The sequence below is a fragment of the Dyadobacter sp. SG02 genome, assembly GCF_900109045.1.
In the GTDB taxonomy this organism is placed as follows: Bacteria; Bacteroidota; Bacteroidia; order Cytophagales; family Spirosomataceae; genus Dyadobacter.
Genome location: NZ_FNYL01000001.1, coordinates 888,490 through 913,016, shown reverse-complemented (window position 1 = coordinate 913,016; position 24,527 = coordinate 888,490). Strand labels below are relative to the sequence as shown.

At 50.2% G+C, this 24,527-nt stretch carries 18 protein-coding genes; 12 read left to right on the top strand and 6 right to left on the bottom strand.

All coding sequences use genetic code 11. The features are described 5' to 3' along the window. Positions 1 to 212: transposase (locus tag BMW93_RS35070; protein WP_143061573.1), on the top strand; the 212-nt coding region annotated here is incomplete at its 5' end. A gap of 253 nt (positions 213 to 465) precedes the next feature. On the opposite strand, the gene BMW93_RS03800 is transcribed toward BMW93_RS35070, so the two are convergent. Next, a complete protein-coding gene (locus BMW93_RS03800) occupies positions 466 to 1,185 on the bottom strand; it encodes a pyridoxine 5'-phosphate synthase (protein ID WP_090373830.1) in 720 nt (239 codons plus the stop codon). 374 nt (positions 1,186 to 1,559) lie between these two features. Here BMW93_RS03800 and BMW93_RS03795 point away from each other — a divergent pair, with 374 nt between their 5' ends. From BMW93_RS03795 to nadB, 6 genes are all read left to right on the top strand, one after another. Beyond that, positions 1,560 to 2,009, top strand: coding sequence for a GatB/YqeY domain-containing protein (locus tag BMW93_RS03795; protein ID WP_090373829.1), 450 nt, complete (start codon positions 1,560 to 1,562; stop codon positions 2,007 to 2,009). Then, entirely contained in the window at positions 2,006 to 2,539 is a 534-nt protein-coding gene (locus tag BMW93_RS03790) for a CvpA family protein (protein WP_090373828.1), read from the top strand. The genes BMW93_RS03795 and BMW93_RS03790 overlap by 4 nt, the downstream gene beginning before the upstream one ends. 104 nt (positions 2,540 to 2,643) lie before the next feature. Further along, entirely contained in the window at positions 2,644 to 3,696 is a 1,053-nt protein-coding gene (gene rlmN / locus BMW93_RS03785; protein ID WP_090373827.1) for a 23S rRNA (adenine(2503)-C(2))-methyltransferase RlmN, read from the top strand. 87 nt (positions 3,697 to 3,783) lie between these two features. Continuing rightward, positions 3,784 to 5,205: an inorganic phosphate transporter gene (locus BMW93_RS03780; protein ID WP_090373826.1), complete on the top strand. Its 1,422-nt coding sequence runs from the start codon at positions 3,784 to 3,786 to the stop codon at positions 5,203 to 5,205. A gap of 156 nt (positions 5,206 to 5,361) precedes the next feature. Further along, positions 5,362 to 6,357, top strand: a complete 996-nt coding sequence (nadA, locus tag BMW93_RS03775) for a quinolinate synthase NadA (RefSeq protein WP_090373825.1) — start codon at positions 5,362 to 5,364, stop codon at positions 6,355 to 6,357. A 28-nt stretch (positions 6,358 to 6,385) separates the two neighbouring features. Continuing rightward, positions 6,386 to 7,966: an L-aspartate oxidase gene (nadB, locus tag BMW93_RS03770; protein ID WP_090373824.1), complete on the top strand. Its 1,581-nt coding sequence runs from the start codon at positions 6,386 to 6,388 to the stop codon at positions 7,964 to 7,966. Here the strand turns inward: nadB and BMW93_RS03765 are convergent. Beyond that, a complete protein-coding gene (locus BMW93_RS03765) occupies positions 7,963 to 9,321 on the bottom strand; it encodes a vanadium-dependent haloperoxidase (protein WP_090373823.1) in 1,359 nt (452 codons plus the stop codon). The two genes, nadB and BMW93_RS03765, sit on opposite strands and share 4 nt — an antisense overlap. Before the next feature lie 507 nt (positions 9,322 to 9,828). On the opposite strand from BMW93_RS03765, the gene BMW93_RS03760 reads away from it, so the two are divergent. The 4 genes from BMW93_RS03760 (at position 9,829) to BMW93_RS03745 (ending at position 19,774) form a co-directional block, all read left to right on the top strand. After that, positions 9,829 to 13,089 carry a TonB-dependent receptor gene (locus BMW93_RS03760; RefSeq protein WP_229240175.1) on the top strand — a complete coding sequence of 1,087 codons (3,261 nt, stop codon included), beginning with the start codon at positions 9,829 to 9,831 and terminating at the stop codon, positions 13,087 to 13,089. A 12-nt stretch (positions 13,090 to 13,101) separates the two neighbouring features. Further along, positions 13,102 to 14,976 carry a RagB/SusD family nutrient uptake outer membrane protein gene (locus tag BMW93_RS03755; protein ID WP_090373821.1) on the top strand — a complete coding sequence of 625 codons (1,875 nt, stop codon included), beginning with the start codon at positions 13,102 to 13,104 and terminating at the stop codon, positions 14,974 to 14,976. 93 nt (positions 14,977 to 15,069) lie between these two features. After that, positions 15,070 to 18,456, top strand: a complete 3,387-nt coding sequence (locus BMW93_RS03750) for a VCBS repeat-containing protein (protein WP_090373820.1) — start codon at positions 15,070 to 15,072, stop codon at positions 18,454 to 18,456. A gap of 13 nt (positions 18,457 to 18,469) precedes the next feature. Then, positions 18,470 to 19,774: a vanadium-dependent haloperoxidase gene (locus BMW93_RS03745; RefSeq protein WP_090373892.1), complete on the top strand. Its 1,305-nt coding sequence runs from the start codon at positions 18,470 to 18,472 to the stop codon at positions 19,772 to 19,774. Here the strand turns inward: BMW93_RS03745 and BMW93_RS03740 are convergent. Genes BMW93_RS03740 through BMW93_RS03725 form a run of 4 tightly spaced genes read right to left on the bottom strand, consistent with a single transcriptional unit; the run spans position 19,763 to position 21,995 of the window. After that, the gene (locus BMW93_RS03740) at positions 19,763 to 20,521 is read right to left on the bottom strand and encodes a patatin-like phospholipase family protein (protein ID WP_090373819.1); all 759 of its coding nucleotides are present in this window, start codon (positions 20,519 to 20,521) and stop codon (positions 19,763 to 19,765) included. The two genes, BMW93_RS03745 and BMW93_RS03740, sit on opposite strands and share 12 nt — an antisense overlap. Positions 20,522 to 20,524: 3 nt before the next feature. After that, entirely contained in the window at positions 20,525 to 20,911 is a 387-nt protein-coding gene (locus BMW93_RS03735) for a type II toxin-antitoxin system VapC family toxin (protein WP_090373818.1), read from the bottom strand. After that, positions 20,896 to 21,120, bottom strand: a complete 225-nt coding sequence (locus tag BMW93_RS03730; protein WP_090373817.1) for a hypothetical protein — start codon at positions 21,118 to 21,120, stop codon at positions 20,896 to 20,898. Before BMW93_RS03730 ends, BMW93_RS03735 begins: the two co-directional genes overlap by 16 nt. A gap of 26 nt (positions 21,121 to 21,146) precedes the next feature. Next, positions 21,147 to 21,995 (bottom strand): MBL fold metallo-hydrolase, encoded by an 849-nt coding sequence (locus BMW93_RS03725; RefSeq protein WP_090373816.1) that lies wholly within the window; start codon positions 21,993 to 21,995, stop codon positions 21,147 to 21,149. A 110-nt stretch (positions 21,996 to 22,105) separates the two neighbouring features. On the opposite strand from BMW93_RS03725, the gene BMW93_RS03720 reads away from it, so the two are divergent. Beyond that, on the top strand, positions 22,106 to 24,421 hold the full coding sequence (locus BMW93_RS03720) for a GH92 family glycosyl hydrolase (RefSeq protein WP_090373815.1): 2,316 nt from the start codon (positions 22,106 to 22,108) through the stop codon (positions 24,419 to 24,421). Positions 24,422 to 24,527: the final 106 nt, after the last annotated feature.

Below are 24,527 nucleotides of genomic sequence, written 5' to 3'. Positions count from 1 at the left end.
CCCGGACAAACCTTCATTCACAAAAAGGCTTCCAGCTCCGGAAACGACGAAGTATTGAAATAGAAAGTTGTTTTGGTGACATAAAAGCTAATATGGGCTTCCGCCGCTTCCATCTTAGAGGTCTACAAAAGGCAACCGCCGAGTTTACCCTGGTTGCCATGGCCCATAATCTGAGAAAACTGCACCTCAAACAGCAAAAAGCAGCTGCATAACAAGCAAAAAAGGGTCAAAAGCACTCCCAAGAGCGGCTTTTTGACCCTTTTAATCAAACCAGGCTTCTATGAAGTCTGAAAAATCTAAAACGGCCGATTTACAGCCAAATCGATTCGGGGCTTTTTAGTCAGCCCCACGCTATTTGCCAGCCTCTGGCTGGCGTGTGCGATGTGTGCCATACGATGCCGGCCGGAGGCCTGCGAATAATTGGCACGAAGCAAGAGCTTCGCGCCATCCGCTACGCTACATAAATTACAGCTCCAACTCCCTTAAATACATCTGGATCGTATTTTCTAATCCTATATATAATGCATCGCAGATCAATGCGTGGCCGATCGAGACTTCATCGAGCCAGGGAATGCTTTGTTTCAGGAAATGCAGGTTATCGAGACTGAGGTCGTGGCCGGCATTCAGGCCCAAGCCTACTTCGCGGGCTTTTTCGGCGGCTTTGATAAATGGTAGCACCGCTTTCTGGCGGTTTTCAAAGTAGCCTGCTGCAAATGGCTCGGTGTAGAGTTCCACACGGTCGGCGCCGCAGATTTTCGCGCCTTCTACCATATATTCATCGGGATCCACAAAAACAGAAACCCGGATTCCGGCCGATTTGAATGTACCTACAAGATCGGTCAACTGTGCCCGGTGCGTGATGGTATCCCAGCCTGCATTGGAAGTGATGGCGCCTAATGCATCAGGAACAAGGGTTACCTGGTCGGGCTTGTTGGCTAGAACCAGTTCCACAAATTTCTTTTCCGAAGGGTTACCCTCGATATTGAACTCCGTCGTCACGAGTTCACGGAGGTCGTACACATCCTGGTAGCGGATATGCCGCTCGTCGGGCCGCGGGTGTACTGTAATGCCCTGCGCCCCGAACCGCTCGCAGTCCAGCGCTACTTTCAATACATTGGGATTGTCACCGCCACGGGAATTGCGAAGGGTGGCGATCTTGTTGATGTTGACGCTTAGACGGGTCATGGTAGTTTAATGATTGAATGACTGAGTGATTGAATGACTGAATGGGGCTTTGCTAATGAGTGAATGAATGAATGAATGAATGAGTGAATGGGTGAATGACTGAATGATTGAATAACCGAATGGGGTTGCATTAAACTGAGTTTTCAAGTGAATTGCTAACTTTGCCGGTCTGTTACAAATTTAGCATTTGAGTGCTTAAAAATACTTTTGAAGCTAAATTTTGACCTAAATCAATAAAACAAACAACAAATGACCGAATGACAATGACTGGACTTTCAACATTCACTCATTCAAAATTCAACATTCAACATTCAAAATTCTGACATTCACTCATTCGCTCATTCACTCATTCAATCATTCAAAATTAAGTAACGATGTCACTAAAAACCCAGGTAGAATCAGGTATCAAGGACGCGATGCGTGCCAAAGACCAGGATACATTACGTGCACTGCGCGCGATCAAGTCGTTGATTTTATTGGAAGAAACCAAAGGTGGTGCCAGCGGAGAGCTCAGCGCCGACGACGAGTTGAAACTGCTTACCAAAGCTGCGAAGCAACGCCGCGAGTCTGCTGATATATACAAAACGCAAGGCCGGGCCGATCTTTTGGAAAAGGAAGAAGCAGAACTGGCGGTAATCGAGCAGTTTTTGCCTAAACAACTGACCGAGGACGAAGTGAAAGCCAAATTGCAGGAGATCATCGCGCGCGTAGGTGCAGCGGGGCCTTCGGATATGGGCAAGGTAATGGGCGTGGCTACCAAAGAGCTGGCCGGCCAGGCCGACGGGCGCGTCGTTTCCACGTTGGTGAAAGCATTGCTCGCATGAAATTACTGGATGTTCTCATCCTTCTTCCCCTGCTATGGGGCGCATTACATGGTTACCGCAAGGGCCTGCTCATCGAGATCATCGGGATTCTGGGCATGGTGGTAGCCATGATTTTGGGTTTCAAATTCCTGGGCCTGGGGATGGAGGTCCTCACGCCGTATTTCAGCGAGGGTGTCGCACGGAAAATCCTGCCTTATGTGGGTTTTTCCGCGATTTTCTTTCCTACTATTTTCCTTCTCAACCAATTCGGCTACACCATCCGGCGATCGTTGCGGTACTCTATTTTGGGTACTTTCGATAGTTTTGCCGGCGCGATGGTCGGTGTTTTTACGTGGGTTTTCGGGATCAGCGTGTTTTTCTGGCTGGTAGATGCCATCGGCGTGAAAATCCCCGCGCACCGCACGGAAGATACTTATCTCTACCCGCTTGTAGTGCCGGTAGCGCCTACGGTGATCACCAAAGGCTTGTCGCTAATGCCCCAGGGCACCGACATTATCCGCGACTGGAAACGCGATTACCTCGAAGATTGAACTTTCGAATTTTCGACTCGGTTAAGCTTTCATCATTGACATTCAGTACCTTTGCAGAAAATTACAGTTGAATGCCCTGCGTGTTTGACAGATTATAGCAGAAAATGACCACGATACAGCAAAAGCAAGACATCCGTAAATTGAATGTCGACCAGATCAAATCCTGGATGACCGAACACGGGGAGAAGGCTTTCAGGGCAAAACAGATATATGAATGGATCTGGAAAAAATCAGCCCATTCATTCGACGAAATGACCAACCTTTCGCTGGCCACACGCCAGTTGATGAACGAGCATTTCGTGATCCACTCACTCGATGTTGCCAAAAAACAGCACAGCAACGACGGTACCATTAAATCCGCATTCAAACTTTTTGACGGAAACCTCGTGGAAGGCGTGCTCATACCCGCAGCCGACCGCATGACCGCCTGCGTAAGCAGCCAGGTAGGGTGCTCGCTTACGTGCAAGTTCTGCGCGACGGGCTATATGGACCGCAAGCGCAACCTCGAAGCCGGAGAAATCTACGACCAGGTGGTGGCAATTGCACAGCAAGCGGAAAAGACCTTCAATGCGCCGTTGACCAACATTGTATATATGGGAATGGGGGAACCGTTGCTGAATTACGCGAACGTGCTCCAATCCATTGAGTACATTACTTCGCCGGAAGGGCTGAATATGTCGCCCAAGCGCATAACCGTTTCCACGGCGGGTATTGCCAAGATGATCAAGAAGCTGGCGGATGACGAAGTTCGGTTCAGGCTCGCATTGTCGCTGCACGCGGCCAACGACGAAAAGCGTAACCAGATCATGCCGATCAACGAATCGAACTCGCTGGATAACCTCGCCGAAGCGTTGAATTATTTTTATAAGAAAACCGGCAACCGCATTACTTTCGAATATATTGTCTTCAATAATTTCAACGATACTTTACAGGATGCGAAGGAGCTCTGGGAGTTTTGCAAGCGCGTTCCGGCACGGGTGAACATCATTGAATATAACCCGATCGCCGAGGCTGATTTTAAAAATACAGAAGCCGACCGGCTGGATAAATTTGCCGCTTTCCTGGAAGACAGAGGGGTTTCGGTGCACGTGAGGAGGAGCAGGGGCAAGGATATCGACGCCGCTTGCGGGCAGCTGGCTAACAAAGAAACAAACTGAGATTAACCTGACTTAACAATTTCTTAACATTGGGTCGGGCGTTTATAAGTAGTTTTGCGTCAATAATTCAACCTATCAACTTCTTTTATGTTTGGTCTTGAAACCGACATTTTCATCCTCCTCGCGTTTAGTATTTTAGCGGCCTGCGCATTCGAATTTGTTAATGGTTTCCACGATACCGCCAACGCGGTAGCGACGGTTATTTATACCAACTCCCTGAAACCGAATGTGGCGGTAATATGGTCGGGTTTTATGAACTTTTGCGGTGTATTCTTTGGCGGGATCGCAGTGGCAATGGGGATTGTGAACCTGCTGCCGGTGGAGCTTCTGATCGATCAGAACGTCTATCACAGCGCCGCGATGGTCTTCGCATTGCTTTTCAGCGCGATTATCTGGAACCTGGGTACCTGGTACTTCGGCTTGCCGAGTTCCAGCTCGCACACGCTCATCGGTTCTATCCTCGGCGTGGGCCTTGCATTTACATTAATGCCTGAAAATACACAAGGTACCGGTGTTAACTGGTCGAAAGCGCAAGAGCTCTTCATGTCGCTTCTCACCTCGCCGATCTTTGGTTTTGCGCTCGCGATCATTATTATGTTCATCCTGAGAAGATCGTTGTCCAAGCCGCTGCGTGAGATCGTTTTCAGCGAACCCAAGAAAAACGAAGCGCCGCCGATCTGGATCCGCGCCATCCTTATTACTACTTGTACACTGGTAAGCTTCTTCCACGGCTCCAACGACGGACAGAAGGGTGTAGGACTTGTGATGCTGATCCTGATCGGTATTGTTCCTGCCCATTTTGCATTGGATAATTCCAAAGATCCGATCGGTATGAAGGCCGATCTGGTGGGCATCGAACAGGCAGTGAACACGATCGATTCGACACGTCTGTCCATCTCAGATCGGGCGCATTTGTATACCATTAAAGCTGAGCTCACGCATTTGCAAACGCAGATCAATCATCCGCTGCCGGAGCACCGCCTTCCGAAAGAAGAGCGTATGGAAGCACGTCGTTCCCTGTTGCTGATAAGCCGTAATATCAAAACTATCCTTGATAATGGTCAGGCCAACCTTAACGCTACGGACCTCGCATTCCTGAAAAAGCAATCGGGCGGTGAACACGGGATCAGAAGGTACACCGACTACGCGCCGGATTGGGTAATTCTCATGATTTCACTTTCACTGGGCCTTGGTACAATGGTAGGCTGGAAGCGGATCGTGGTAACGATCGGTGAAAAAATCGGAAAGCAGCATTTGACTTACGCACAGGGCGCTTCGGCTGAGCTTGTGGCGGCGAGTACGATAGGGGTGTCGTCTTCCCTGGGTCTTCCGGTAAGTACCACGCACGTACTTTCATCCGGTATCGCGGGCTCGATGGTAGCCAGCAAAGGGGTGAAAAACCTGCAAGGCGGTACGATCCGTAACATCGTGATTGCGTGGGTTTTGACATTGCCCGTAACCATGTTGCTGTCGGGTACGCTTTACGCATTTTTCCGGTGGGTGTTGTAGGACACTCACTCATACGAAGCATCAGAAAGCCGTCGGGACCGTTCCCGGCGGCTTTTGTTTTAGCGCGGCTGCCGCACTTTCTTTGCTTTTCATTGGTTTAATATCGTAAATTCGGCATGGATTTTAGTATTAAATAAAAGCCAATTATTCACCATAATGACTACAATTGAAGCGCAGGTTAACCGCTACGGATATGTGACGGAGGCGATCGCGGAAGATATCGATCTGGTTGCGGAGATCAACCGCCTGAAAAAAGAAAAGAATGCGGTCATTCTCGCGCATTATTACGTGGACGCGGAAATCCAGGACCTGGCCGACTACATCGGCGACAGCCTCGGCCTTTCGCAGCAGGCAGCCGCTACCGATGCCGACATGATCGTTTTCTGTGGTGTGCACTTCATGGGCGAAACGGCCAAAATTCTCAGTCCCAGTAAAAAGGTAGTGATCCCCGACCTGAATGCAGGCTGTTCGCTGGCGGATTCAGCCCCGGCCGACAAGTTTGCCGCATTCAAAGCGCAATATCCCGATCATATTGTGATCAGCTATATCAACTGCTCCGCGGAGATCAAGGCATTGACCGACATTGTTTGTACTTCATCGAATGCATTACAGATCGTCGAAAGCCTGCCGAAAGACCAGAAGATCATATTCGCGCCGGATGCGAACCTGGGCCGTTATGTGGCACATAAGACCGGTCGCGATATGGTGCTTTGGGATGGTGCCTGCATTGTGCATATTGATATTTCAAGGGAGAAACTGGCCCAGCTTCGTGCGGAAAACCCGGATGCATTGCTGATCGCCCATCCCGAATGCAAGGAAGATATTCTGAAACAGGCGGATTTTGTGAGTTCTACAACAGGTCTCCTGAAATTCGTGAAAGAGTCGAGTCACGACAAGTTTATCGTAGCTACCGAAGCCGGTATCCTGCATAAAATGAAACAATCGGTGCCGGATAAGAAGCTTATTCCAGCCCCAGGTTCCGATAACAATACCTGTGCGTGCTCCGAATGCCCGTATATGAAAATGAATACCCTCGAAAAGGTCTATAATGCGCTGTATTACGAACAGCCGGAGATTTTTGTGCCCGAGGATATCCGCCTGAAAGCTTATGAGTCCGTAGCACGTATGCTGGAACTAAGCAAAGGCATCTGACACCCGATTTAACCCTATTCCTGAAATTATGCCCCAGTTTGATTTTCTGATTATCGGTTCGGGAATTGCCGGACTAAGCTACGCAGCCAAAATAGCCCGCCATTTTGACGAATTGAAACAGGAAGTGTCCATCGCCGTGATCACCAAGGTTCAGGCCGATGAAACCAACACCAAATACGCGCAGGGCGGCATTGCGGTCGTCTGGGCGGAGTCCGATTCGTTTGAAAAGCATATTCAGGACACGATGGACGCGGGGGATGAGGTCAATAAAAAGAATATCGTCGAAATCGTCGTGCGCGAGGCACCCGAGCGCATTCAGGAGCTCATCGACTATGGAACGCGCTTTGATAAGGAAAAAGATGGGGACTATGACCTGGCAAAGGAAGGCGGCCATTCCGATCACCGTATTTTGCATTTCAAGGATATTACCGGCGCAGAAATAGAGCGGGCATTGCTGGAAGAGGTGAACCGGCACAAAAACATCCAGATTTTTACCCATTACTACGCGGTGGAGCTCATCACCCAGCACCATTTGGGGGAAACGGTTTATCGTTACCGCGAGGATATCAAATGCTTCGGCTCGTACGTGCTCAATCGCCGTACCGGGGAAGTGGAGAAGTTTTTGGCTAAAACGACATTGCTTGCTACCGGCGGCATCGGCAACATTTACCAAAGTACGACCAACCCGACCATCGCGACCGGCGACGGTATTGCCATGGCGTACCGCGCCAAAGGCATTTGCGACAATATGGAATTCATCCAGTTCCATCCCACGAGCTTTTACCAGCCCGGCCAGAAGCCCTCGTTCCTTATTTCGGAGGCGGTGCGTGGTTTTGGAGGAATATTAAAAAGGGCGGACGGAAGTACCTTTATGGAAAACTACGACAGCCGCCTGTCGCTCGCCCCGCGCGACATTGTTGCCCGTGCCATCGACTCCGAAATGAAGAAGAACGGTGTCGACCATGTCTATCTCGACGTCCGGCATTGCGACTACGAGAAGTTTCTCGAGCATTTCCCGAACATTACCGAATACTGCCTGAAACAGGGTATCGACGTCCGAAAAGATATGATCCCCGTCGTGCCTGCGCAGCATTACATGTGCGGGGGCGTGCGCGTGAATGAGTGGGGGAAGACCAATATCGAATTTTTATATGCGGTAGGGGAATGTTCCTGCACCGGGTTACATGGTTCCAACCGTCTCGCGTCCAATTCCTTGCTCGAAGCCGTCGTTTTCGGGCATCGCGCTTATGAAAGCACGGTGGCCAATTTTGAAGATGCGGTGATCCCTCAGAATATCCCCGAGTGGGACGATTCGGGCACTACGCATCCGGAAGAACAGGTGTTGGTAACCGAAATGACGCGGGAACTGAACAGCATTATGTCCAATTACGTGGGTATCGTGCGTACCGACCGCCGTTTGAAACGCGCCTACGACCGTCTCGAACTCCTGCACGAGGAGCACGAGCAATTGTACCGCGAATCGAAAGTGTCGGTGGCGATATGCGAGCTCAGGAACATGATCTCGGTTTCATACCTTGTCATTAAAATGGCAATGGCCCGACGCGAGAACATCGGGCTGCATTACAATGCCGATCATGTGCATGCCTAGGGCTTAGGGCTTTGCGCCAGAATACTGCGGCTTCGGCGTGTCACGGCCCTTTGCCATATATTTTCCCCTATTTTCTGGCCCAGATGCGTTCCTTCCTCTACGCCGTCGCGGTAGTGGATACCGCCATAAACGCGGCTGATCGACGCATCCCAATAAGCTTCTTCAAAAGACTTGAAGGATTTCACACCATGCCCGTATTTCTTCTCGGTAGTGTCCGTGAATGCTACATTATCTCCCACCAAATGCGTTAGCACAACCCCGCACGCTGCTGAAATGGAACTGTGGCCGCTTACGTATTCGGGGAATGCAGGTGTTTCGAGAAAAGGCCGCCAATTGGGGTCCCAGTTGTTGTTGATCACCGTTTCGGGGCGGATGCGAACGGTACGGTACTTTTCATCCCAGCAGGCTATGAATGCGTCGTAAATGGAGAGCGCTCCCAACGTATATGCCTCAACCGATTGCATCAGGTCGAGTTTTCGGTCATTTGCTACCGTTCGTACGATCGCCATCCAGTGACCGGCGGGGGTCATTTTTTTATTGGCAAACATGGCGTGTCCAACGACATTGGTTACAAATGCATTGTCGTCCCAGAAGTAGGCGGTAGCCTTCTGGTCTTCGGTGAGCGATTTGCCCGTGTTGTAAACCTCCATCGCGAGCTGCATGAACTTGCTGCTTTTGGCGAGGTCGTAAGGTGCGGGCGGCGGGCACCGGAACTGTGTCACCGAATCGAGCGCGAATGTGCGAACGGTATTCCACATAGGTTCGCACGCGTCCGCGTACGCGGGAGGCGTCGGTACCCATGTGCCGGGTTTATTGGTCACCGTATAGCGGTATCCGCGTATTTCCTTGTAGTGGTCCTTGGCCGAATATGCCAGTATATGCTTGGCTACCGTATCGCCGTATGCGATAGAGCGTTCATATACGTCTTCCGGGATTCCCATTTCCTGATATTTTTTGAAAAGGCCCTTCTCATACTCATCCCACATATTGCCCGAGAAAGTAAGCGTCCTGCCCACGGTCGCAAATGCCTTCACGCTCGCGAGCGGAAAACAATAGGCTAACGCAGAGTCGGGTTGGGGTGGTGTTTTAAATTTAACCAATTGATTTCCAAGAGATTGATATTCTTTGTGGCCTGGCGCGAGCGCTTCGTAGGCGGCCAGAAAGGAATACCCGTAAATGCGGCTTGCGACCGGTGGTTTGAAAATATCATGAATAATCACGTCGGTCAGATGCGTGGCCGTTTCATGGAACAACTTGGGATCGGCGGCCTTCGCATTATACTCCTCGGGGGCAGACTCCTTTTTACACCCGCATACGAAGCTGATGAACAAGAGGGAAAGTAGACGGAACTTCATTCGATGGGATAGGGAATTTGTAACTGAAATGCTTTGTACGAATATAGCAAGAAATGGGAATTCGGTGGTAATTCTGTACAAAAGAGTGATTTATTGTAACTTATATATTACTAAATCATAAAAAATGTATGATACGTACTATTATTTATTGTTATTTTTTAAGAATGCATATTCATTAACCGGGAAACCTTTTTTTTGTAAAAAAATTAATATCTTTTTGTACAATCAAGCGAGTATATACCGGCCAATGGGACTTCTTCTACAATCAATAGGAGTATCCGTATAAGATTGTGTACGATATACACTGTTTGAAATCCTGAACTCTGTTCGATGAAAGTACTCACCCTAATCACTAAAATTACACTATGTAAATAATTCTCCTGGCTACACTTTTCTGATCCGAAGCAGCGGATTTTCGAAACGAAAATCGATGACTGATTCTACGTTCCGTGCTTATACGGTTAAGCAAACATCTTACTACAACATTCTTAATCTAACTATTAATCTATGAGATTTTCTACTGGATGGACGCCTCGTGCTGTATCACGAAGTGTTTTTTCTCTTTGCCTGGCCCTGGTGACGGTCTTGGGTGCATTCGCCCAGAATACCATCAAGGGTAAGATCAAAGATGAACAGGGACAACCGCTGCCTGGGGTGAGCGTTGTCGTGAAGGGAACCACCGCGGGTACAGTGACAGACGGCGAGGGGCTTTACACGGTGAATGCCGAGAAAAACGGTACACTCGTGTTCTCATTTATCGGTTATCTCACGCAGGAAATCCCGGTAGGCGGCAAAAGCATTCTCGATGTAATCCTTATGGCTGACACCAAGGCACTGGAAGAAGTGGTCGTGGTAGGTTATGGTACGGCCAAAAAGGCAACCCTGACCGGCTCGGTAACCGCTGTGAAAGGTACCGAATTACAAAAAGCACCTGCTGCCAACTTATCCAACACGCTGGGCGGACGTCTGCCCGGTATTTCGGCGGTACAATCCAGCGGTGAGCCCGGCTACGACGGCTCGGCAATCCGTATCCGCGGTACCAACTCATTGGGTAACAGCAACGCGCTGATCGTTGTGGACGGTGTTCCTAACCGTTCCGGTGGTCTCGACCGTATCAACCCTGCCGATATCGAAAGTATTTCGGTACTGAAAGATGCGGCCGCGGCGATTTACGGTTCACGCGCGGGTAACGGGGTAATCCTCATAACGACCAAACGCGGTAAAACGGGCAAGCCACAGATTTCATACGATATGAACCTGGGTATTTCGCAGCCTACTCGTACCCCGGAAATGTCGAATGCAGCTGAATATGCTACGATCCGTAACGAGTTGCAGATCTATGACAACCTTCCGGTAGGTGAGTGGCAAGGTGCATTGCAGGGTTTCAATACAACCGGTTCTTATAAAAGGATCGATAATGGAAACGTACTGAATGCGGTTTATAAACCTGAGGATATGCAGAAATTCAGAGACCAGTCGTCTCCGTTGCTTTATCCCGACACCGACTGGTACGGATCTGTCCTCCGCAAATGGGCGCCTCAGCAACGTCACAATCTGCAATTGACAGGTGGTAGCGAAACCATTAAATACCTCGCTTCATTAGGTCACATCAATCAGGATGGTTACTATATCAATTCTGCAACAGGTTACAAGCAGTACGATATGCGTATCAACCTGGACACTAAAATCAATAAATATATTACTGCTAACCTGGGTGTTACATTGCGTGAAGAGTTCCGTCACTTCCCGTCGGGAGGTAACAGTGCGGGTGCGATCTTCCGTATGTTGATGCGCGGTAAACCGACTGAAATCGCGATCTGGCCAGACGGACGTCCGGGCCCGGATATTGAAAACGGTCAGAACCCTGCGGTAATTACTACCAACACAACGGGTTACAGTAACGACAAACGCGACTATATCCAAACCAACGGCGGTCTTGAAATCCAGATACCAGGTGTGCCAGGGTTGAAAGTCAATGCAATGGCTGCGCTCGATAAGCAACTGCGCCGCGTGAAAAACTTCGAAACGCCCTGGACGCTTTATTTCTGGGACAAAAAGACTTTCGAAGCTGACGGTACCACGCCGTTCCTGACGGGAACCGTACGTTCGACTTTCAAAGACCCGCGTTTGACAGAAACTTCCGCACAGGAATTGTCTATTCAGCTAACAGGTCAGGTTTCATACGAAAAATCGGTAGGTGGACACAACTTTAATGTAATGGGCGGTATCCAGCGCGAGAAAGTAGATGCCGACGGTTTCTTCGCATTCCGCCGCTACTACATTTCACCCGTTGTTGACCAGCTTTTTGCCGGTGGTACTGCCGAGCAAAACATTGATAACTCCGGTACCAACCGTGGCGATTTGTATAAACGTGCACGTTTGAGCTACTATGGCCGTGCAGGTTACAACTTCAAAGAAAAATATCTGGCCGAGTTTCTGTGGCGCGTGGATGGTTCGTATGTGTTCCCTAAAGAAGGCCGTTTCGGTTTCTTCCCCGGGGTATCGGCGGGCTGGCGTATTTCGGAAGAGAATTTCTGGAAAAACAGTGTTTCTCGCTTCGTGAACAACGTGAAACTGCGTGCTTCGTGGGGACAAATGGGTGCGGAGCCATACTTCCTCGGAACAGAAACGCTGGCTGAGTACCAATACCTGTCGACAATGGGCTTCGGAAGCTACATTATCAACGATCAGGTGGCAAGAACCTTGTTGGAAACACGTATTGCTAACCCAAGCTTTACCTGGGAGGTTGCAAACAACACCAACTTCGGTATCGAAGGTACTTTGCTGAATGACAAACTGTCTTTCGAATTTGACTATTTCGTAAACAACCGTTCAAAAACGCTGATCCCGAAAGCGGGTTCTACGCCTTCATCAGTCGGTATCGATGGCCGTCTTCCGCCCCAAAACCTTGGAAAGCTGGTGAACAAAGGATGGGAGTTTAAAGTGAGCTACGACGGCAATGCAGGCGATTTCACTTACTCTGTAAGCGTGAACGGCGGTTACGCCAAAAACAAGATCACGTTCTGGGACGAAACGCCAGGTGCTCCCACCTATCAGCATACGACAGGAATGCCATACAACTCGTTCCTCATGTACAAATTCGACGGTGTTTTCAGGGATCAGTCGGAAATCGATGCGAACAAACTTGATTACGGCCCGATCACAGGGAACCTTCGCCCAGGTGATATGAAGTTCAAGGATATCAATAATGATGGCAAAATCAGCGGGGATGACCGTGTTCGTTCCGATAAAACGCAACGTCCGTGGTTTACAGGTGGTGCGTCGATCAATTTGGGCTACAAACAGTTCGACCTGGCGATGTTGTTCCAGGGAGCAATGGGTGGTTTGCAACTCGTAGGTCTTACAGAATCCGGTGACATCGGTAACTATCTGAAATACGATTACGACCACCGCTGGACCATTGATAATCCAACAAACGACTACCCGCGTTTGACTAACCGTAACAACAGGTACTATACAAATGTCGGCTCCGGTGGCGGTTTCACCGGCGGTAGCGGTGGTGGTATCAACGACTACTTTCTGAAAAGCAACAACTACCTGCGTTTGAAAAACGTCGAAATCGGGTATAACCTGCCAGCGGAAATCGGCTCGAAACTCGGTCTGAGCAATTTCCGGGTTTACGTGAACGGTTTGAACTTCATTACTTTCGACAAGATCAAAGTGTGGGACCCCGAGGCGACTACAACGAGCGGTCAATACTATCCGCAAGCAAGAGTTCTCAGCGCAGGCGTACGTGTAGCATTTTAACGATTAAGAAATATGAAATTGAAATATAAAAGTCTATTGCTAATTGCCTTGCTGGGCGGAGGGCTTGCGTCGTGCGACACCGATTTTCTGGACGTGACGCCGCCAACGGAAATCCCGAGCGAAGAAGCATGGAAAGACGGTGCTTTGGCAGAAGGTTTTGTGACAGGTATTTACCAGGGATTGCAGCAGGGTGGTTTCAGCGAACAAATGCTGGCCTCGCTGACCGACGAAGCGGTATTTACCCACACCGGCCGTAACATCAACACCGTAAACGAAGGTAGTTTGAGCCCTTCCAACCTGGGATGGGTGGACGACACCTACGGATGGGGACCGATGTACACCCGTATCCGCGCGACGAACATCGCGCTGACGAACCTGGCAACCGCAACTTTCACTGACGAGGCGTTGAAATCCCGTCTGAAAGGAGAAGCCTACTTCCTGCGTGCCTATTATTACCAGCAGTTGATTCGCTACTACGGTGCGGTGCCGATCATCAAGAAAGTATACGCGCTGAACGAAGACTACTCCGTTCCCCGTAATACCTGGGATGAATGCGTGAAGCAGATCGTGAGCGATGCGGATAGCGCTGCATTGTTGCTGGATGGTAAAAGCCTTGCAAAAGGTCGCGCTACGAAAGCGGCTGCATTGGCGCTGAAATCACGCGTGTTGCTTTATGCTGCGAGTGATTTGCACGACGTGCCTACGATGAAAGCGAAATCCACCGTACTGGCCGGATTCTCAAACCCGGAATTCCTAGGTTCCACTTCTGGTGATCGCAAGGCGCGCTGGACAGCCGCACAGGCTGCTGCCAAAGCGGCCCTCGATGCTGCCGGTGCCGGTTACAAGCTGAACCTGACCGCCCCGGTAACGGCGGAACAGGGCAAGCTTAACTACATTTCGCTCGCCATGGCTGGTGCCTCTGCCGACAAAACGCTCGACGCTTCGGCGAACGATATCGTTTTCGGACGCTATTTCACGCCAAGCCAGAGCGAAGGTGCACGTCAGACCGGATTGAACAACGGGCCGAACGGCTACCACAACTGGGCTGGTAACACGCCGATCGGTACGCTTGTGGACGATTACGAAATGATGGATGGAACTGCATTCTCATGGACTAACCCTACGCACAAAGCGAACCCTTACGTGAACCGCGACCCGCGTTTCTATGCAACCGTGATGTATGACGGAGCTACCTGGAAACCACGTCCGTCCGATGCGAAAGATCCTGCCAACCAGATCCAGACCGGCGCCTATGACCTGCTGGATGACAAAGGGACATTATTCAACCGCAAAGGACTCGATACCCGCAGCAGCTCTATCGAAGACTGGAACGGTAGCCGTACCGGTTACTACATGCGTAAGTTCATCGATCCGAACCCATCGTTGTACGACAACACCGACCGTCAGAACATTCCATGGCCATTTATCCGTGTGACCGAGCTGGCCTTCAACTACATCGAGGCAAGCATCGAGGTTGGCGACGACGCGATTGCATTGGAATGGCTGAACAAGATCCGTTTCCGTGCGGGTATGCCGGCGTTGAAAGCGTCGGGTGCGGCTTTGAAAGAAGCATACCGTCATGAAAAACGCATTGAAATGGCTTACGAAGAGCAACGTTACCACGATGCACGTCGCTGGATGGTCGCGCAGGCTACATTGGGCCGTCCGTTGCAGTACATTAACGTGATCGGTAAGTTCAAAGCTGGTAAGTCAATGAAGGAGCCATATCATTATGATCCAACGGTTTACGATTATACTTACACTCCGGTGGAAGAAAAATCGCATGAAAACCGTACATGGGTGGATAAGATGTACTTCCGTCCGTTCAGCCGCGACGAAATGAACCGTAACGCAAAACTGGTACAAAACCCGGGTTACGATAAATAGTTATATTTTATTGACTAATTTTACAGAAACTATGCCTTGGCGTACAAGGCATAGTTTCTTTTTTTTACTCCTTCAAAACTCTTCATTCCTGTCATGAAGCAAATATGGCCCTGGAAAGCAGGCAGCATTGTTCTGATCGCTGGACTGGTACTTTCCGGTTGTGACAAATCCTCCGATTCCAAAGAAGAAAAGAAAGGTCCCGACGGCCCGAAGCTCTTCACCCTTTTATCACCCGAACAAACCAAAGTAGATTTTACCAACACATTGACCGAAGGGTTGAATACCAACGTGTTGATGTACGAATACTTTTATAATGGTGGTGGCGTGGCAGCAGGCGACCTCAATGGCGACGGACTCGACGATATTTACTTCACCGGCAACATGGTGCCCAACAAGCTGTACCTGAACAAGGGCAAGATGGTGTTTGAGGACATTACGGCCATTGCGCAGGTAGGCGGGCGCGAGCGTCCGTGGAAGACGGGTGTTACAATGGCCGATGTGAATGGGGATGGTAAGCTTGATATTTACGTTTGCTACTCCGGAGCGGTTTCGCCCGAGAGCCTGAAAGACCAGCTGTTCATCAACAAGGGCAATAATGCGCAGGGCATTCCGCAGTTTGAAGAAATGGCCGAGCAATACGGCCTGGGCGTGATGAGCAACAGCACACAAGCGGCATTTTTCGATTTCGATAAAGACGGGGACCTCGATATGTTCCTGCTCAACCATAACCCGAAAGCGCTCCCGATTCTCGACGAGGCCAGCACGGCGAACCTCCTCCAAAAAGAAGACCCGGTAACCGGGGTAAGACTATTCCGCAACGATCCGCAAAGCGGCACACCGCATTTTACAGACATTACCAAAAAAGCGGGCATTCACAGCTCGCAACTGACTTACGGCCTGGGCATCGGTATTGCCGATATCAATCAGGACGGTTGGCAGGATATGTACATTTCCAACGACTACTCTGTTCCGGACTTTCTTTATATCAATAATGGCAACGGCACGTTTACCGACGTGCTCGACGCCAGTATTGGCCACACATCGCATTCGTCGATGGGTAACGACATTGCCGATTTCAACAACGACGGCCTGCCTGACATTTTTACGCTTGATATGCTTCCCGAGGATAACCGTCGGCAGAAGCTGCTGACCGGCCTCGATAACTACGAATTGTTTGATTTTAACGTCAGAATGGGCTTTCACCACCAGTATATGCGCAATATGCTGCAACTGAATGAAGGCCTGGGTAAGGGAACCAAACATCCGGTATTCTCCGAAATTGGCCAGCTTTCGGGCGTTTCAAATACCGACTGGAGTTGGGCGTCGCTGTTCGCCGATTATGACAACGATGGCTGGAAAGACCTTTTCATCACCAACGGTAACCTGCGCGATTTCACGAATATGGATTTCGTGAAATTCATGGGCGATCATTTGAAGCGCATTGAAGGACAGGTAAAACGCGAGGACGTGCTGCAACTCGTGTACCAGATGCCGTCTTCGAATATGAAGAACTACCTGTTCCAAAATAAAAAGGACCTCACATTTACGAACGTCGCCGACAACTGGGGCGTAGGTGATGTCTCCAATTCCGGCGGTGCCGCTTACGCCGACCTCGATAATGACGGCGACCTCGACCTTGTTGTGAACAATATCAACAAGCCTGCATTCATTTACCAGAACGACGGTGACAAGCATTTGAAAAACAACTACCTCAAAATAAAACTTACCGGAGCGGGGCAGAATACGTTGGGCCTTGGCGCGAAAGTGACGATCTATCAGAAAGGCCAGCAGCAATACCTCGAACAAATGCCGACCCGCGGCTACCAGTCAAGCGTGTCGCCGGTGTTGCATTTCGGATTGGGAAAAGAGGCTGCTGTCGATTCGCTGGTTGTAACCTGGCTGAGTGGCAAGCAGGAAAAGGTGGTTAATCCCAAAACCAATGCAATACTGGCAATCTCCGAGACCAATGCGAAGGAGAACAGGAAGGCGGGCAAAGCCGTTGCGCCGCTGTTTACACCAGTAGCTTCGCCGATAGCATTCAAGAGCCCGGCGGTGAAACTGAACGATTTCAAGCGCCAGCCGCTGCTGATCAACCCGATATCATTCTCCAACCCCTGCATGAGAAAGGGCGATGTGAATGGGGATGGTTTGGAAGATGTGTTTATCGGCGGTACGTCGGGGGAAGTAGCCAGATTGTACATTCAGCAAAAGGGCGGGGCGTTCAGCCTGAAACCGGTACCTGCATTTGAAGCAGACAAGCAAAGTGAGGACACCGACGCATTGTTTTTCGATGCGAACGGCGACGGTGCGCAGGATATTTTCGTCGCCAGCGGCGGTTATGCGAGCTTTATGCCCGAGGACCCGTTGCTGCAAAGCCGGTTGTATATCAATGACGGCAAAGGCAATTTTACCAAAGCCGCAGGCGCATTGCCCGTAATGCTCACGAGTGCGGGTTGTGTACGCACGGCGGATGTCAATGGCGATGGTAAACCTGATCTTTTTGTGGGCGGGCGGGTAATTCCCGGTCGCTATCCCGAGACGCCGCGCAGTTATGTTTTGATCAATGACGGGAAAGGGAAATTTACCGATCAGACTACCGCATTGTCCCAAGAACTGGAACGTATCGGCCTTGTCACCGACGCTGCCTGGACAGATTTGAATGGGGACAAAAAAGCCGATTTGATCGTAGTAGGAGAGTGGATGCCGGTTACGGTTTTCATCAACAACAATGGAAAGCTTGAAAACAAAACCACCGAATATTTCGACAAACCTTACAATGGCTGGTGGAACAAAATCCTTGTCGAAGACCTGAATGGCGATGGTAAAGACGACCTCGTGATCGGTAATATGGGCACCAACACCCAGTGCAAAGCGAGCGACGCCGAGCCGGTGGAAATGGTTTACAAAGATTTCGACGATAACGGCTCTATCGACCCGATTATGAGCTTCTATATCCAGGGAAAGAGCTACCCGTACGTAACCCGCGACGAAATGCTCGATCAGATGAGCATTATGCGTACCCGTTACCAGGACTACAAAAGCTACGCGGACCTGAGTGTGAAAGAAATTTTCACGAAAGAAGAACTCGAAGGAGCGAAGGAACTGAAAGCTACCTATTTAAAAACAGCATATTTCGAAAGGGCCGCAAGTGGCAAATTCGCCGAAAAGACATTGCCATTGCAGGTGCAGGTATCGCCGGTTTACACTATTACTTCAATGGATTACAATGGCGATGGCAAGAAGGATCTGTTGCTTTGCGGGAATGTGAGTAAGGCGCGGTTGCGGTTTGGGAAGTATGATGCCAACTACGGTATTCTTTTGCAAGGCAATGGTAAGGGGCAGTTTGAATATGTGCATCAGGATCAATCGGGTTTTGGATTGAAAGGCGATGTGCGCAGCGTGCTGCCGCTCGGCAATAAACTGCTATTCGGGATTAATCAACAGGAAATAAAAGCATATCAAATTGGCAAAGTTCAGTAACCTTCTACTTGGAATACTGCTGGCCGTAACGTGGACGGCCTGCAAAAAGAATGAATCGAAGACAGAGATCGATCCGACGGTAATCGGCCAGGTAACGATGCAGATGACGGACGTAATGGTGCACGACGTCACCAATCCGCCACTCGGGGCCCGGTTCTATTCCTATGCTTGTCTGGCCGGCTACGAGGTGGTTGCCGCGAATGATAAGGCCTATCCGACGATGCATGGCGTGCTGAATGATTTCCCGGAAATCGAAAAGCCAAAGATAGGAGAGTATTCCTACCAGCTCGCCGCGGCATTGGCAATGCTCGAAACCGCGAAGAAAATGCAGCCTTCCGGTGGTTTGCTACTCAAAAAATACCAGCAAAGTCTGGTCGATTCCTGCAAGAGAATCGGGTTTAGCGATGAAGTACTCGCCGGTTCGCAGGAGTATGCGCTGGCGGTGAGCAAGCAAATTTTGAAGTATGCCAAAGGCGACCGTTACAACAAGATCAGCAACTTCCCACGCTACGAGCCTCACGGCGGCCTTGGAACCTGGTACCCGACCCCTCCGGGTTATTTCCCGCCGGTGGAGCCCTATTTCAAAACCGTGCGGCCATTCACGCTCGATTCGGCATCGCAATTCAAACCCGCGCCGCCGGTTGCATTCTCGGAGTCGAAGGATTCGGAGTTTTATAAACTCATGAAACGTAATTACGACGATACCAAAGCGGAGGAGCACCGCGTAATCGCGGCATTCTGGGATTGTAACCCGTTTGCGTTGGAAAACAAAGGGCATTTATTGGTAGGAATGAAGAAAATCTCCCCGGGTGCGCACTGGATGGGCATTACCGACATTGCCTGCCGGAAAGCAAAGACCGATTTTGGTAAAACCATGCTGATCAATACCTCGGTAGCGATCGGGTTGATGGACGGCTTTATGGCCTGCTGGGACGAGAAATTCCGAAGCAACCGCATCCGCCCCGAAACCGCCATCCGGAAGTACATCGACCCGACCTGGAAGCCATTCCTGCAAACCCCGCCGTTCCCGGAATATTTAAGCGGACACTCGGTGATTTCGACGGCGGCGGCGGTGATTCTCACGCATTACTTCGGAGACAACTTCGCTTATACGGACACCGTTGAGGAGCGTTTTAATCTGAAAGCACGCCCATTCAAATCGTTCCTTCATGCTTCGGAGGAATCCGGATTGTCGCGGTTTTACGGCGGTATCCACTTTATGGACGCCATCGAAAACGGTCAGAAGCAGGGGCAGCAGGTGGGGGAATGGGTGATCAGCACACTCGGAAATAAAGCGGTGGCTGCGTCAGGGAAATAGGGTTTTGTGCTCGTTCAGGAGCGTTTTGGTGTAGGTGTATCCTGTTTCAAAAAGCTGATCCGCTTTCCGGAAATCGAAAATGCTGAAACGACTCAATGCGGGCGGTTCGATGAGTAAGTCGCATTTCGCGAAACGCGCCCTGGTTTTGGTATGCATTGCCAGAATGAGGCTGCGGTAAACGATCTCCGTCGTCCGTTTCAAAGGTTTATCTAAATTGAAGGGATTGCAATGGCTCCCGATAATGTAATCTGCCTCGTCGAGCACCGGTTCGACGGGCAGGTTATTCAAAACGCCTCCATCGACCAGGTCGTGGCCGTTGTAATGCATCGGACTGAAAAGCCCCGGAATGCAGCAGGACGCCAGGACCGGTAATGCCAGTTCTCCGCTACGGAAACGGACTTCTTCTCCCGAAACAATGTCGGTCGCAGTCACTATCAGCGGCGTTTTGAGTGATTCAAAAGTATTTTGAGGAATGAATTTCCGAAAAACGTCTTCCATCTTCCGCATATGCAGCAAGCCGTTCGCCCCGATACCGAATCTTAGATAAGGATAAAAACTGGTATCGCGGATGATTTTGAGAATATCGGTCGGCTCGTAACCATAGCCCAGCAAAGCTCCCACAAACGCCCCGGAACTCGTCGCACTGATCACATCCGCCCGAACTCCGCGTTCCCGCAGCGCCTGCGCGACCCCCACATGCGCAATCCCGCGAGCGCCCCCGCCTGAGAGGATTAGTGCTGTTTTCATGGGTTACAAGAGTTGCAGTTCATCGACCCTTTCAAAATGCTTTAAATTCAATGTAACAAGCGGCAGGCTATAATGGATAGCTGTGGCAGCGATAAAAAGATCTGCCATTCCGATTGATTTGTTTTGCTTTTTGAGTGCCTTGCTGATATCGACAGCCGTTCTGGCGATCTCTTTGTCGAATGCCAGGATCTGCGTTCTGAACAAGAAATCCTCCCAATAATCAAATTGATTTGGGGTAGCCCCGATGTGAATTTCGAATTCCGTTATCGCCGAAATACAATAGGTGAATTCATCCTTCACCAGTTTCAGTAGCCGGGAGTTCGCTTTGTCAGATTTGCTGAGAAAATCGATTAGAATAGAGGTGTCAACAAGCACTAGTTCTTTCGCCATTGGTCAATTGCCTTTCTGGTTTCTTCAATCGTTTTAACTTGATTTTCAGAGAACTTTGGGGCTGACAGCAGGAAATCTTCAAGTGAGTTGTTGGGAGATTCATTTTCCATTCGGTCAATTTCAACTTTCAACCGGGCACGCTGAGTGTCCGATAGGCCTCTGATAAGGCTGATCAATTTATCGAATGATATGTTTTCCTGCGTTTGCATATCCAAATATATAGAAATAGCTGCATTTACTCAACCAGGAAATCCCGCAACATCCCCTTCTCCCTAACCCGGATTCCCTTCTCAGTATTCTCCACCAATGCAGCCTCATACACAGGATCATGCTCGAAAAGCAATATGCATTGCTCATCGACCGCCTGGCGCAAGACGCTTTGTTTTTCTTCCATCGTTTGCAATGGACGCATGTCGTAGCTCATGATCCACGGGATCGGGATGTGGTACGACGAAGGAAAAAGGTCGGCGCAGTAGATAATCTTCTGGCTTTTGTATCGGATCACGGGCAGCATCATTTGCTCGGTATGGCCGTCAACGTGGAGGAGGCTGATGCCTTCAAATGGCGATTGGCCGTTTTCGATGAACCGCAGTTGCCCCGATTCCTGCAAGGGAAGGATATTTTCCTTTAAAAAAGAAGCCCTTTCGCGTGGGTTGGGATGGGTAGCCCATTGCCAATGCGCTTCGTTCGACCAATAGGTAGCATTCGCGAATGTCGGTTCGAGGCGGGAACCGTCGCGGCTGAATTGCGCGGCACCGCCGACGTGATCGAAATGCAGGTGCGTGAGAAATACGTCGGTAATGTCCGCGGGGCTGAAACCCTTTTCGGCAATGGATGAATGCAATGTGGCTTCGCCGTGGAGGTCGTAATGACCAAAGAATTTATCGTCCTGTTTGTTCCCCATGCCCGTATCGACCAATATCAGTTTTTCACCATCCTCGATCAGCAGGCATCGCATAGCCCAGGAGCAGAGGTTTTTCTCGTCGGCCGGGTTTTGTTTGTTCCAGAGTGTTTTCGGCACCACGCCGAACATGGCCCCGCCATCGAGCTTGAAAAAACCGGTGTCGATGATATGGATTTTCATAGGGTTTTTTGGATTTAAATCGTCCTTTTCAGTGGAATATCAACATTCTATCGACCTAACATACCATTATTTTTTCGATCTTCCGACCTGAATTTATAACAAGCCTAACCATGCGCGTACCGTTCCTCTCTGTCAGTTTCCTGTTATTGTCGACGTTTTTTGTTGATAATCAATCCTATGCACAAAAAACACCTGTCGACTATGTGGCGACGATGATCGGTTCCGCGCCATCGGCGACGGAAAGTGCCAAAGCGCACAGCGAGGCGGGCAGCGAGCTGAAAGGGCAAACTATCCCCGCGGTCGGCGTCCCTAATGGCATGACGCAATGGACGCCGCAAACGCGCGCCACCGAAACCAAATGCATTGCGCCATTTTACTATAATGACAACAAGTTCCAGGGCTTCCGCGGTACGCATTGGCTGAATGGCTCCTGCGTGCAGGATTACGGCTCGGTGACGGTGATGCCGCTTTCCGGCGAGCTTATCACCAATCCTGAGAAAAGGGCCAGTACATTCAGTCATGAAAAAGAGCTGAGCACGCCGGATCATTACAGTGTGTGGTTGCAGGATCATCAGATCAATGCCGAGGTAACGGCCCTTGCACGGACGGCTATGATGCGGTTCAGATTCGACAGTGGCGAGGAATCATTCATCATTATCGAACCCAACAGCGATGAAGGCGAGGGTTTCGTGGAAGTATTGCGTGAGCGTGGCGAGATTGTGGGTTATAATCCGGTCCACCGCATTTACCAGGGTTCCGGGCAGCCGGCAGGTATCAGCGGGTATTTTGTGATTAAGTTTGATAAGAAATTCATGCAGTCGGGCGTGTGGCTGGGCGATACCATTACGCCTATGGGCCGGATACTGACCGGTAAAGGAAACCGGGAAAAGCTCGGAGCATATGTGGGGTTTGGGGATGAAAAACAGGTGATTACCGCGCGCATCGGCACATCTTTCACGAGCATCGAAGGCGCCAGGGCGAATCTTGAAAAAGAATTAGGCAGCAAGACGTTCGAGGCGGCACGGAAACTGTCGCGCGATGCCTGGAACGAAGCATTGGGTAAGGTAGAAGTTGCCGGCGATGAGCAAGACAAAGCACTTTTTTACAGCGCATTATACCGGACTAAACTTTCGCCCAGGCTCTTCTCGGATGTGGACGGCAGCTATCCGTCATTCGCAGGAGGTACCCCCATGCAAAAGGCAGAAGGTTTCGATTACTATTGCGATTTCAGCATGTGGGACAGCTTCCGCGCAGCCATGCCATTGGGCATCATACTTGAACCCAAACGGGCGGGCGATATGATGCAATCACTGGTGAAAAAGGCCGAGCAGGGCGGCTGGATGCCGATTTTCCCCTGCTGGAACCATTACACGGCCGCTATGGTGGGTGATCACGCATTGTCGGTGATCGCGGATGCTTACGCCAAGAATGTCCGGAATTTTGATGTGAATTCAGCCTATAATTTCCTTCGTAAAAATGCATTCGAAGTAAATACCAATACTAAAAGCTATGAAGCCGGACAGGGGCGCCGTGCTTTGAAATCCTATTTGCAGTATGGCTATGTGCCCCTGGAAGACAGCGTGTGGCAGGCGTTTCACAAGCGCGAGCAGGTATCGCGCACGCTCGAATACGCGTATGATGACTTTTGCCTTTCGACGCTGGCGGATAACTTAGGGAAGAAGGAAGATGCCGACCAGCTGCGCAGCCGCGCGCTCAATTACCGGAATGTGATCGACCCGTCGACAGGTTACGCACGGGGACGATACGCAGACGGCCGCTGGATCGGCCATTTCGATCCGTTTGCGAAACGTACCAGCTTCATCACCGAAGGCTCACCGGCGCAGTATACCTGGTTTGTACCGCAGGACGTTGCCGGATTGCAAAAGATCATGGGAGGAAAGGCCGGTTTCAGTGCCAAGCTCGATACATTGTTCGATCAGGGGTATTACTGGCATGGAAATGAGCCCAATCACCAGATTGCTTATCTGTACGCATTCGCCGGGCAGCCGTGGAAAACGCAACAATGGACGCGGACGATCATCCGCAGCGAATATGATACCAGCGTGGGCGGGTTGAGTGGCAACGAGGACGGCGGACAGATGTCGGCCTGGCTGGCATTCAGTATGATGGGCTTTTATCCCGTGGCGCCGGGTACCGACCAATATGTACTCGGCAGCCCTGTTTTTGAGGAAATTTCCATTGAAACGGGCAAGAACCGCAAGTTCACCGTGAAGGCCAGGGGCGTTTCCGACAATGCGCGTTATATTCAGTCGGCGACGCTCAATGGTAAGCCATTCACCCGTACTTACATTACGCACGGCGAGCTTCTGAAAGGCGGCTCGTTGGTACTGCAAATGGGGGACAAGCCCAACAAGCAATGGGGTACGCAGAAGGCAGATATGCCATTTTCACTTTCGAAAAACTGATAGGTATTGCCGGTTGGTAAAAATTGTATTTCAGGAAAGAATGTTTTGATATTTTTTAATACTACCATATAAAATTTGCATTCATAGCGGTTGGTGCCTAAATTCC

Coding starts and splice junctions, on each gene's coding strand:
- BMW93_RS03780 (WP_090373826.1), top strand. CDS start 3,784: ATGTTTGGTCTTGAAACCGACATTTTCATCCTCCTCGCGTTTAGTATT.
- nadA (WP_090373825.1), top strand. CDS start 5,362: ATGACTACAATTGAAGCGCAGGTTAACCGCTACGGATATGTGACGGAG.
- BMW93_RS03795 (WP_090373829.1), top strand. CDS start 1,560: ATGTCACTAAAAACCCAGGTAGAATCAGGTATCAAGGACGCGATGCGT.
- BMW93_RS03720 (WP_090373815.1), top strand. CDS start 22,106: ATGCGCGTACCGTTCCTCTCTGTCAGTTTCCTGTTATTGTCGACGTTT.
- BMW93_RS03790 (WP_090373828.1), top strand. CDS start 2,006: ATGAAATTACTGGATGTTCTCATCCTTCTTCCCCTGCTATGGGGCGCA.
- BMW93_RS03725 (WP_090373816.1), bottom strand. CDS start 21,995: ATGAAAATCCATATCATCGACACCGGTTTTTTCAAGCTCGATGGCGGG.
- BMW93_RS03760 (WP_229240175.1), top strand. CDS start 9,829: ATGAGATTTTCTACTGGATGGACGCCTCGTGCTGTATCACGAAGTGTT.
- BMW93_RS03740 (WP_090373819.1), bottom strand. CDS start 20,521: ATGAAAACAGCACTAATCCTCTCAGGCGGGGGCGCTCGCGGGATTGCG.
- BMW93_RS03800 (WP_090373830.1), bottom strand. CDS start 1,185: ATGACCCGTCTAAGCGTCAACATCAACAAGATCGCCACCCTTCGCAAT.
- BMW93_RS03765 (WP_090373823.1), bottom strand. CDS start 9,321: ATGAAGTTCCGTCTACTTTCCCTCTTGTTCATCAGCTTCGTATGCGGG.
- nadB (WP_090373824.1), top strand. CDS start 6,386: ATGCCCCAGTTTGATTTTCTGATTATCGGTTCGGGAATTGCCGGACTA.
- BMW93_RS03755 (WP_090373821.1), top strand. CDS start 13,102: ATGAAATTGAAATATAAAAGTCTATTGCTAATTGCCTTGCTGGGCGGA.
- BMW93_RS03730 (WP_090373817.1), bottom strand. CDS start 21,120: ATGCAAACGCAGGAAAACATATCATTCGATAAATTGATCAGCCTTATC.
- BMW93_RS03735 (WP_090373818.1), bottom strand. CDS start 20,911: ATGGCGAAAGAACTAGTGCTTGTTGACACCTCTATTCTAATCGATTTT.
- rlmN (WP_090373827.1), top strand. CDS start 2,644: ATGACCACGATACAGCAAAAGCAAGACATCCGTAAATTGAATGTCGAC.
- BMW93_RS03750 (WP_090373820.1), top strand. CDS start 15,070: ATGAAGCAAATATGGCCCTGGAAAGCAGGCAGCATTGTTCTGATCGCT.